Below are 10,700 nucleotides of genomic sequence, written 5' to 3' on the forward strand. Positions count from 1 at the left end.
CGGGTCGGTGGGCGGCGGGTCGGTCGGCGGCGGCGTCGTGGTCGGCGGGGTGGTGGTGCCACCGTTGCAGGTCACGCCGTTGAGGGTGAACGAGGTCGGCTTCGGGTTGCTGCCGCTCCACGCGCCGTTGAAGCCGAGGGTCGTCGACGCGCCGGTGCCGAGGCTGCCGTTGTAGGACAGGCTCTGGGCGGTGACCTGGCTGCCGGACTGGGTGTACGTCGCTGCCCAGCCCTGCTGCACGCGCTGGCTGGAGTTGGGGAAGGTCCAGCCCAGCGTCCAGCCGTTGACCGGGTCGCCGAGGTTCTTGATGGTGATGCTCGCGGTGAAGCCGCCCTGCCAGTCGTTGCTCGTGTACGCGACGTCGCACTGGGTCGCGGCCTGCGCCGCGGTGACCGGGATCGTTACCAGCCCGCCGGCGACCAGGGCACCCGCGCCGGCGAGCGCGAGCGCCCGGCGTGGGCCGGACAGCCTTCTCCACACATTCATGCCACTGATCTCCTTGGGCGAGACCGGGCCCAGGTGCGGCCCGGCGGGACGGCCCGGTGGGCGTCCTGGACGGACGGCCTCCGGCGCCACGGGATTATTTGGGGGCGCCCGACCCGGACGGGCGATGGTGGTGATGGTGGTGCCCGGCCGTTGCGTCGGCCGGTCGATCGTCGGCGGGACGTCGCCCGGTGAAACCGGTGCCCTCGACTCCCCTGCCTGCGCGGTGTGGCTCATCGAACCGCGTTCGACGATTCTTGCATGGGAGCGCTTCCATGGCAATGGCTCGATGCGTTGGCCACGGTGTGTTCGGACGATACCTCCGGAAGCACCCGACCGGCACAGGTCAACCCTGATCCGCCGGGAGCGGACGAGCCACCCGGGTCGGGGACGGCCGACGCGAGGTAACCGGAAGCGGCTACGGCTCCCGAGACGCCGCTCCACGCGGCGAAAGGCGCGTAGCACCCCTTCGCCTCTTACTGGGCCAAAGGTCAAAACACGAATCTTTCACTTCATAAGTCATGAAACGGTCTAACGTCGGTCTTAGCTCGGTTGTCGCCGGGCACAGGACAACAGGGATGGAGTGACGCAGGTCATGGCTAAGAAGATGCTCGGGAAGGTCGTTGCGGGTGCCGCGCTCGGCGGTGCATCGCTCCTGGTGTTCGCGCCGGGGATCGCGTACGCCGACGGCCACGACGACGGCAGGGACCGCGACGGAAAGGTCTACGCCAAGCCGCACGTCGTCAAGGCCGGCGACGAGGTCAAGCTCCTCGAGATCTGCCCGGATCGGCAGGAGCACGCGTACGTGTGGTCCAAGGTCACCGGCAAGGTCAAGCTCAAGCCGGTGCGCGACGACCGGGGCGAGGACCGCGAGTGGCGCGAGGAGGAGAACTCCTCCGACCACGACAAGGGCAAGGACGAGCACGGCAAGGACGACAACGGCAAGGACCACGAAGGCAAGGACGAGAACGGCAAGGACCACGAAGGCAAGGACGAGAACGGCAAGGACGAGAACGGCAAGGACGACAAGGGCAAGGACCACGAAGGCAAGGACGAGAACGGCAAGGACCACGAGGGCAAGGACGGAGAACGGCAAGGACGAGCAGGGCAAGGACGACAAGGGCAAGGACGAGAACGGCAAGGACGACAAGGGCAAGGACGAGCACGGCGGCCAGGGCGGCGGCGCTGCCGCTGACGCCTACGGCGACGAGGGCAGCAAGGACTGGAAGGGCGAGGAGCACGGTCAGGACGCGGACGACAGCCGCGACAAGAAGGACCGGGACTCCAAGGACGAGGACAAGAAGGACTGGGAGTCGAAGGACGAGCACGGCTCCGACGAGCGCGGCTACGGCTCCGACGAGCGCGGCTCGGACGAGCACGGCGGCTACGGCTCCGACGAGCACGGCTCCGACGAGCGCGGCTCCGACGAGCGCGGCTACGGCTCGGACGAGCGCGGCTCGGACGAGCGTGGCTCGGACGAGCGCAGCCGGGACCGGGAGCGCGAGTTCGTGTACTACGGCGACGCCAAGGTCGACAAGGACGCGAAGCCGGGCCGGTACGAGCTCAAGGGCTCGTGCGGCGAAGGTGAGCTGGTCGTGCTGCCGCACGGCGGTGTCGACGGCGGCGACGGTGGCGTCAGCACCGGCACCGACCGGGGTCTGGCCACCGGCGGAGCGAGCCTCCTCGGCGCTGCCGCGCTGGGCGGGATCGTGCTGATGCGTCGTCGGCGGACCGATGGTTCGCTCGTCTGACGTGGCGACGACACGGGCCGGCGGCCGTCACGGGAAACCGTGGCGTGCCGCCGGCACGGCCGTCGTCGTCACCCTGGCCATGATCGGTGCCGGCATGATCGGCGCCGCCGTGAAGACCACGCCCGGTCCCCGACCCCCGCAGCCGCTGGCCCAGGCCGGTCCTGCGGCCAGTACACCGGCGACCAGCACCGACGATGCTCCGTCCGTCGACCGGCAGCCGGCCGACCAGGGGGACGCACCAGCCGGGTTGGCCCGTTCCGCGCCGACCAGCATCGAGATCCCCCGGATCGGGGTCAACGCCACGATCATGTCGTTGGGCACCAACCCGGACGGCACCGTCCAGGTTCCCCCGCTCGAGCAGGCCGAGAAGGCCGGCTGGTACGAGCCGGGGGCGAGCCCCGGCGAGACGGGTAACGCGGTCATCGTCGGGCACGTGGACTCGGCAGTGCTCGGCCCGGCCGTCTTCTTCGACCTCGGTGCCCTCACGCCGGGCGACACCGTCACCGTCCGCCGGGCCGACGGGGTGCCGGCCACCTTCACTGTCGACTCGGTGAAGTCGTACCCGAAGACGGCCTTCCCCACCGAGTTGGTGTACGGACCCAGTGACCGGCCCAGCCTCCGGGTGGTGACCTGCGGCGGTCAGTTCGACCAGGCCGCCAAGAGCTACCCGGACAACATCGTCGTCTTCGCCACCCTGGCGGCGTGACCGGCGACGAAACGGAACGCGGTCCGGCGTACCCGACTCAGGCGGCCGCGCTGGTCCGCACCAGGGTGCGGATCTGGCGCAGCAGCACCGACAGGGCGGCGAGATCCGCCCGCGACTCGTCGAACTCCCCCATCGCCCGGCGAGCGCGGTGGATCGACGTCGCGTTCGACTGCTCCCACTGCTGCACCCGCTCGTGCGGCGGCAGCTCGTCCGGGGTGGAGTCGAGCACCTCCGCGGTGAGCGCGGCCAGCGCGGCGTACAGGTCGTACCGCAGCGCCATCCGGGCCAGCGTCTGCCAGCGGTCCTCCCGCGGCAGCAGGGAGATCTTCGACAGCAGCGAATCCACCCGGAACAGGTCGGACAGCACGAAGTAGACCGAGGCCACCTCGCTGACGTCCCGCCCGCTGGCGTTCGCCGTCTCCACCACGTCCATCAGACCGAAGCTGTACATCAGCCGGGTCGCCCGCTCGGCCAGCTCGCGGGGCAGCCCACGCTCGGTCATCGAGTCCATGTGCGCGACGATGCCCTGCCGCTCGTTGCCGTAGAACAGCTCCTCGAGCCCCGGCAGCAGCCGGGTGACCCCGTCGCGCAGCCGAGCGATCTCGGCCGGCACGTCGATCGGCGAACGCCGGTTGGAGACCAGCCACCGCACCGCCCGGTCGAGCAGCCGGCGAGTGTCCAGGTAGACGGTGGTCTGCAACTCCGGGGCCACCTTGTTGTCCAGCGCCTCCACCGCGTCCCACAGGTCGCGCAGGCCGAACACCTCACTGACCACCACGTACGCCCGGATCACGTCGGCCGCGCTGGCCGCCGTCTCCTCGACCACCCGGAAGATGAACGAGATGCCGCCCCGGTTGATCGCCTCGTTGACCAGGACGGTGGTGACGATGTCCCGGCGCAGCCGGTGTCGGCCCATCCGGTCGGCGAACCGTTCGCGCATCGGCGTCGGGAAGTAGTTGACCAGCACCTCGGTCGTCCACTCCTCGTCGGCCAACCCCTCGGTGAGGATCTCCCGCTCCAGGACGATCTTCACGTACGCGAGCAGCACCGCGAACTCCGGCGCGGTAAGCCCGGACTCGTTGCGGACCGCCAGCTCCTCGTCCGGCGGCAGCGCCTCCAACGCCCGGTCCAACGCGCCCGACCGCTCCAGGTCGTTGATCATCCGACGGTGCACCGGGAGCAGCGAGGCGGCCTGGGCCTGGGCGTTGTTGATCGCCCGCGCCTGGTCGTAGTTGTCCCGCAGCACCAGCTCCGCGACCTCGTCGGTCATCCCGGCCAGCAGCTCGTCCCGCTCGGCAGTGGTCAGCTCGCCGTCGGCCACCGCGGTGTTCAGCAGGATCTTGATGTTCACCTCGTGGTCGGAGGTGTCCACCCCGGCCGCGTTGTCGATGAAGTCGGTGTAGATCCGACCGCCGGTCAACGCGTACTCGATCCGGCCGAGCTGGGTCCAACCCAGGTTGCCGCCCTCGCCCGCCACCCGGCAGCGCAGGTTGCGGCCGTCCACCCGGATCGCGTCGTTGGACTTGTCGCCCACCTCCGCGTTGGTCTGGCTGGACGCCTTGACGTAGGTGCCGATACCGCCGTTCCAGAACAGGTCCACCGGGGCGGTGACGATCGCCTTCATCAGGTCCTGCGGCGACAGCTGCGTGACGCCCTCGTCCAGGCCGATCGCCGCCCGGACCTGCGGCGTGATCGGGATCGACTTCGCGGTACGCGGGAAGATGCCGCCGCCGGCCGAGATCAGCTCCGGGTTGTAGTCCTCCCAGGACGAACGGGGCAGGTCGAACAGTCGCCGGCGCTCCGCGTACGAGGTGGCGGCGTCCGGCTCCGGGTCGAGGAAGATGTGCCGGTGGTCGAAGGCGGCCACCAGCCGGATGTGCTCGGACAGCAGCATCCCGTTGCCGAACACGTCGCCGGACATGTCGCCGACGCCGACCACAGTGAAGTCCTGGGTCTGGGTGTCCAGGCCCAGCTCCCGGAAGTGCCGCTTGACCGACTCCCAGGCGCCCCGGGCGGTGATGCCCATCTTCTTGTGGTCGTAGCCGGCCGAACCACCGGAGGCGAACGCGTCGCCCATCCAGAAGTTGTGGTTCTTGGAGATCTCGTTGGCGATGTCGGAGAAGGTCGCGGTGCCCTTGTCGGCCGCCACCACCAGGTACGGGTCGTCGCCGTCGTGCCGGACCACGTCCTCGGGCGGCACGATCTGCCCGGAGACGATGTTGTCGGTGACGTCGAGCATCGCGCCGACGAACTCCTGGTAGCAGGCGACCGCCTCATCCCGGTCGCCCGGCTTCTGCTTCAGCACGAAGCCGCCCTTGGCGCCGACCGGCACGATCACGGTGTTCTTCACCATCTGCGCCTTGACCAGGCCGAGCACCTCGGTCCGGAAGTCCTCGCGACGGTCGGACCAGCGCAACCCGCCCCGGGCCACCGGCCCGAACCGCAGGTGCACACCCTCGAACCGGGGCGAGTAGACGAAGATCTCGAACTTCGGTCGCGGCGCCGGCAGGTCCGGGATGACCTGCGGGTCGAGCTTGAACGCCACGTACGCCTTGGGCCGCCCGTCGGCGCGCTTCTGGTAGAAGCTGGTCCGCAGGGTCGCCTCGATCAACGTCAGGTACGAGCGCAGGATCCGGTCCTGGTCGAGGCTGGCCACGTCGTCCAGCGCGGCACGGATCGTCTCCACCAGCTCGCCGCTGCGCTGCTGCCGCTGCTCGGCGCTCAGCTCACCCGGCGCGAACCGGGTCTCGAAGAGCTCCACCAGCAGCGCGGCGAGCTTCGGGTACGCGATGAAGGTCTGCTCCATGTAGTCCTGCGAGAAGACCGTGCCGGCCTGCCGCAGGTACTTCGCGTACGCCCGCAGCACCACCACCTGCCGCCAGGTCAGGCCACCCCGCAGCACCAGCTCGTTGAACCGGTCCACCTCGGCCTCGCCGCGCCAGGCCGCCGCGAACGCGTTCTCCACGTGCGGGCGCACCTCGGCCAGCTCGTGGTGCCCCTCGGGCAGCATCAGGCCGAAGTCGTACAGGTAGACCCGACCGTCGATCCGGTCCACCTCGTACGGGTGCTCGTCGACCACCCGGACGCCGAGCGAGTGCAGCACCGGCAGCACGGCCGAGAGCATCATCGGTTCGCCGTACCGGTAGACCTTGAACCGGACGTCCATCGCCTCGGCCAGGTCCGCGCCGGGCACCCGGGTGCCGGGCCGAGGGGCCAACTGCTTGCGGAACAGGTGCATCTCCAGCTGGCCGGGCTCCTCCAGCAGCTCCAGCTTCGCCAGGTCCTTCATCGCCTCGTACGGCGTGTGCCCGTCCTTGTACCCCTCGGGGAACGCGTCGGCGTAGCGGGTGAAGAGGTGCTTGGCCTGCTCGTCGCCGAGCTTGCGCTCCAGCACCAGCCGGTAGTCGTCGTCCCAGAGCCGGGTCGCGTCGGCCAACTCCTCGGCCAGCAGGTCCGCGTCGATCTCGCCGGGCGGCCGGGTCGGGTCGGTGCGGACGATGAAGTGCACCCGGGCCAGCATCGACTCGGTGACCCGGGTGGTGTAGTCCACCCCGACCCCGTTCAGCTCGCGCAGCAGGATGTCCTGCATGCGCAGCCGGTTCTGCGTGGTGAACCGGTCCCGGGGCAGGTAGATCAGGCAGGAGATGAACCGCCCGTACGCGTCCCGGCGCAGGAAGACCCGCAGTTGCCGACGGCCCGCCATCCGCAGCACGCCGATCACCGCGTGGTAGAGGTCGTCGGTCTTGATCTGGAACAGCTCGTCGCGCGGGTAGGTCTCCAGGATCTGGATCAGATCCTTGCCGGAGTGGCTGCGCTGGCTCAGGCCGGAGCGGTCCAGCACCTCGGCCACCTTGCGGCGCACCACCGGCAGCTCACGAACGCTGGTGCGGTAGGCGGCCGTCGAGAACAGGCCCAGGAAGCGCCGCTCGCCGATCACCTCGCCGGCCGAGTCGAAGATCTTGAAGCCGATGTAGTCGAGGTACGCCGACCGGTGCACGGTGGCACGGGAGTTGGCCTTGGTGATGATGAGCAGGCGCTTCTCCAGCACCTTCTCGTGCGCCTCGGGCGTCATCGAGGAGAGCGACCGCGCCTCCGGCGAATCGGAGCGCAGGATGCCCAGACCGGTGCCGAGCACCGCCTCCAACGCCTTGCCGTCGACCGGGTCGGCGGCGTCGCCACCGTCGGCGTCCACCAACCGGTACTCCCGGTAGCCGAGGAAGGTGAAGTGGTCCTGGGCGAGCCACCGCAGCAGCTCCACCGAGTCGGTGATGTCCTTTTCCGGCACCGGTGGACGGTTGTCGGAGGTGCGGGCCGAGGCCAGCTCGTCGGCGAGCGCGAGGGCACGCTGGCGCATCTTCGGCCAGTCCTCCACCGCCTCACGCACGTCGGTGAGCACCCGCTGCAACTCGCGGCGCAGCCGGTCCCGCTCGGCCGCGTCCCGGACCGGGTCGATCTCGATCCGCATCCAGCTCTCGATGATGTCGCCCGAGATCGCGTCGTCCGGCTCCACGTCCGCGGAGACCTCGGTGAGCCGGCCCAGCGGCTCCCGCCGCACCACCACCAGCGGGTGCACCAGCAGATGCACGTCGAGGTGGTACGAGTTGAGCAGCGCGGTCACCGAGTCGACCAGGAACGGCATGTCGTCCGTGACGATCTCGACGACTGTGTGGTGCTGGTCCGCGTGCGGTTCGTGAATCCGCAGCTTCAGCTCGCCCGGTACCCGCTGCTGGGCGAGGTCCCGGTGGGCCCGGGCCGCGTCGAGCATCTCCTCAGCCGTGAAACCGACCAGCTCCTCGTCCGGAGCGAACCGCCAGAAACGGCCGACAAGTGTCGCCGCGTCGTGATCGTCCCCCGCGAGCGCGACGGCCTGGGCCACCAGGCGCTCCGCGTTGGGAACGGGTTCGTCGAGCTCCGCGTCCTCCACGTCGTCGGCCAACGCCTCGGTCGGCAGGCCCAGATCGTAGATGGTGTCGATGCTCGACCCGGTCAGCCCGGTGACTCCCGTGTCGAGTCGGCCGTAGCCGTCCCCGTCGGTCGCCGAATCGAAGCTGTCATCGTCCCGGCCGGAGTCATCCTGCCGGAGGTCGGGTTCCGGTTTGATCGCCGGACGCCGGTCCATCGGTGCCACTCCCCTCGACCCACCGCGTTGTGGGTCACTCTGCCGCCCAGCCTAGGCCCTGCCGTTCTGCGCCTTCGTCGGCGGACCACTGGCCAGACGTCCGGATCGGGACTTTGTCCTTTCACCCGTTGCGGGTCCGAGGTTGGCCGGCTCCGGGATACCCCGCCACGCGATGTTCATCACACGGGCGGGGCCCGTCTTTGAGCGCGGCCGAGCACTCGGGGACGTTGGGGACGGCGTTCTCGTACTACCGTGCGAGGGCAGCACGAAATCGGAAGGACCAGCTTCATGTCTCTGTCGTACCCCCGGCCCCACCGGCCGAATCCCGCCCGTCGGCTGGCCGCCGCCGTCACCACGGCGCTGTTGGCGGCCGGGGTCCTGGCTGGTTGCTCGGGTGACGACGGGCCGGAACGCAGCGTCGACGCCTTCCTTGCCGGCTGGCGCAGCGGTGACCTCCAGGCGGTCGGCCTGATCGACCCGGTCGGCAACAAGCTGCCGTCGGCCGAGGTGGCGCGCGAGATCAAGGAACTCTCCGGCGAGCTGGCGGCCACCCCACCGACACTGACCCGCCGCGGCGAGCCGAAGATCACGTCGGACATCGCCACAACGACCGTCCAGGTGGAGTGGAACCTGCCCGGCCAGACCCGCTGGGCGTACGACCGGGAGCTGCGGCTCGCCCAGGGTGACGGCGACCAGTGGCAGGTCATCTGGGAGCCGAAGGTGCTGCACGAGCAGCTCACCAAGGGTGACCGGTTGGCGCTGCGGCGCGACGCCGGTGCCCGTGCGGGGGTGCTGGACAACGCCGGCAAGCCGCTGGTGACTCCCCGCCCGGTGGTGCGGGTGGGCGTGCAACCCAACGGCGTCGCCGACCTCAAGAAGCTCGTCAAGGACCTCGACGCGGCGTTCAAGGCGATCCGCCCGGCGCTGGTTCCCGGCGTCGACCTGGCCGACCTGCCGGCGCGGGTGGCCAAGGCCGAGCCGGGTGCCTTCGTGGAGGTGGTGTCGCTCCGCGAGGAGGCGTACCTCCAGATCAAGCCCCGGATCTACGACCTGCCCGGCACCAAGTTCATCTCCGACAAGATCGACCTGGCGCCCACCCGCGAGTTCGCCCGGGCGCTGCTCGGCACTGTCGATCCGGCACAGGCCGACGACCTCGCCGCACACCCCGACCGGTACGTCGTCGGCGACCTGGTCGGTCACGGCGGCCTCCAGGGCCGCTACGACGAACGGCTGCGCGGCGGCGCCGGGCTGACCGTGGTGGTCGAGCGCCCCGCCGAGGACGGCAAGTGGGAGGCCACCGGCACCGAGCTGTTCCGCCGGGAGCCGCAGCCCGGGCAGCCGCTGAAGACCACCCTGGACGTCGCCGTCCAGAACGCGGCGGACGGGGCGCTGCGCGCCGAGTCGCGCCGCTCCGCCCTGGTGGCCCTGCGGATCAGCGACGGCGCGGTGCTCGCCGCGGCGAACGGACCCGGCCCGACCGGGGAGAACCTGGCCTTCACCGCCCAGGTGCCGCCGGGCTCCACGTTCAAGGTGGTCAGCGCGCTCGGCCTGCTGGACCGCGGCGCGGTCACAGTGGACGGGCCGGTGAACTGCCCGAAGACCTTCACCGTGGACGGTCGCTCCTTCAAGAACTCGGACAATTTCCAGCTCGGCTCGGTGCCGTTCCGCACCGACTTCGCCAAGTCCTGCAACACAGCGTTCGCCGCGCTGGCGCCGAAGCTCGGCGGCGACGGGTTGGCCGCCACCGGCCGCGCACTGGGCCTGGAGGGTCAGTGGGACCTCGGCACCGACGCCTTCACCGGCAAGGTGTCGGCGGGCGGCAGCCCCGCCGAGCAGGCCGCCGCGTCCTTCGGCCAGGGCACCACACTGGTCAGCCCGCTCGCCATGGCCGGTGCCACCGCCGCCGTCGCCCGTGGGCGGTTCGAGCAGCCGAAGCTGCTGGTCGACCCGGCCCCGGCCAAGCCGGCCCCGGCGGGCGAGCAGCTCAAGCCGGAGTCGGTCGCGGCGCTGCGCGCCATGATGCGCGAGGTGGTCACCACCGGCACCGGCAGCGCGCTCAAGGACGTGCCCGGCGAGGTGTACGGCAAGACCGGCACCGCCGAGTACGACAACAACCCGGCGCACACCCACGCCTGGTTCGTCGGCTGGCGGGGCGATGTGGCGTTCGCCGTCTTCGTGGAGAAGGGCGGTGCCAGCACGGCCTCGGCCGTCCCGATCGCCGAGCGCTTCCTCCGCGCCCTCCCGACCACCTGACCCGGACCGCCACGCCTCGGAGCGCGAGCCGACCCGGACCGCCACGCCTCGGGGCGCGAGCCGACCCGGACCGCCACGCCTCGGAGCGGCCCGGCCGGTCTTGATCCACTCGGGTTCCTTGAAAGCGCGCTATCCGGCGCGGCTGGATGCCCCGACTTCTATGAACCCGAGTCGATCATCGGCCCACGGACCGCGATCGAGTCAGGCAGTGTCTGCTTTGTGTAGATCTGCGCCGTTCCCGGTAGCGGGACTCTGGTTCGGCGTGTCCTCGGCGGGCGGCGCGGCTCGCCGGAGCAGGCCCGGGCCCGCCGATGCGGGCGGGCGACCGGTTCGCGCTCGACCGCAACCGGGATCACCGCCGCCGCTCCCGACGGCTCGGGGTGGGCGG

General features: G+C 70.5%; 6 protein-coding genes. 4 read left to right on the forward strand and 2 right to left on the reverse strand.

Annotated elements, in window-relative coordinates; genetic code table 11:
* Positions 1-486, reverse strand: a 486-nt coding sequence (locus tag JM949_RS28860) for a cellulose binding domain-containing protein (RefSeq protein WP_203151331.1), incomplete at its 3' end; no start/stop codon positions are given.
* A gap of 592 nt (positions 487-1,078) precedes the next feature.
* Between JM949_RS28860 and JM949_RS37900 the strand changes: the two genes are divergently transcribed.
* The 3 genes from JM949_RS37900 (at position 1,079) to JM949_RS28870 (ending at position 2,940) form a co-directional block, all read left to right on the forward strand.
* Positions 1,079-1,678 carry a hypothetical protein gene (locus JM949_RS37900; protein WP_238434069.1) on the forward strand — a complete coding sequence of 200 codons (600 nt, stop codon included), beginning with the start codon at positions 1,079-1,081 and terminating at the stop codon, positions 1,676-1,678.
* Positions 1,679-1,991: 313 nt separating this feature from the next.
* Positions 1,992-2,234, forward strand: a complete 243-nt coding sequence (locus tag JM949_RS37905) for a hypothetical protein (protein ID WP_238434070.1) — start codon at positions 1,992-1,994, stop codon at positions 2,232-2,234.
* Position 2,235: 1 nt separating this feature from the next.
* Positions 2,236-2,940 (forward strand): class F sortase, encoded by a 705-nt coding sequence (locus tag JM949_RS28870; protein ID WP_203151332.1) that lies wholly within the window; start codon positions 2,236-2,238, stop codon positions 2,938-2,940.
* A gap of 37 nt (positions 2,941-2,977) precedes the next feature.
* On the opposite strand, the gene JM949_RS28875 is transcribed toward JM949_RS28870, so the two are convergent.
* Positions 2,978-8,059 carry an NAD-glutamate dehydrogenase gene (locus JM949_RS28875; protein WP_203151333.1) on the reverse strand — a complete coding sequence of 1,694 codons (5,082 nt, stop codon included), beginning with the start codon at positions 8,057-8,059 and terminating at the stop codon, positions 2,978-2,980.
* A gap of 288 nt (positions 8,060-8,347) precedes the next feature.
* Between JM949_RS28875 and JM949_RS28880 the strand changes: the two genes are divergently transcribed.
* Positions 8,348-10,312 (forward strand): penicillin-binding transpeptidase domain-containing protein, encoded by a 1,965-nt coding sequence (locus tag JM949_RS28880; RefSeq protein ID WP_203151334.1) that lies wholly within the window; start codon positions 8,348-8,350, stop codon positions 10,310-10,312.
* Positions 10,313-10,700 lie beyond the last annotated feature (388 nt).

The sequence above is a fragment of the Micromonospora tarensis genome (assembly GCF_016803395.1).
Classification (GTDB): Bacteria; Actinomycetota; Actinomycetes; order Mycobacteriales; family Micromonosporaceae; genus Micromonospora; species Micromonospora tarensis.

Excerpts from the sequence above, each read along its gene's own strand:
- JM949_RS28875 (WP_203151333.1), bottom strand. The coding sequence starts at position 8,059 with ATGGACCGGCGTCCGGCGATCAAACCGGAACCCGACCTCCGGCAGGAT.
- JM949_RS28880 (WP_203151334.1), top strand. The coding sequence starts at position 8,348 with ATGTCTCTGTCGTACCCCCGGCCCCACCGGCCGAATCCCGCCCGTCGG.
- JM949_RS37900 (WP_238434069.1), top strand. The coding sequence starts at position 1,079 with ATGGCTAAGAAGATGCTCGGGAAGGTCGTTGCGGGTGCCGCGCTCGGC.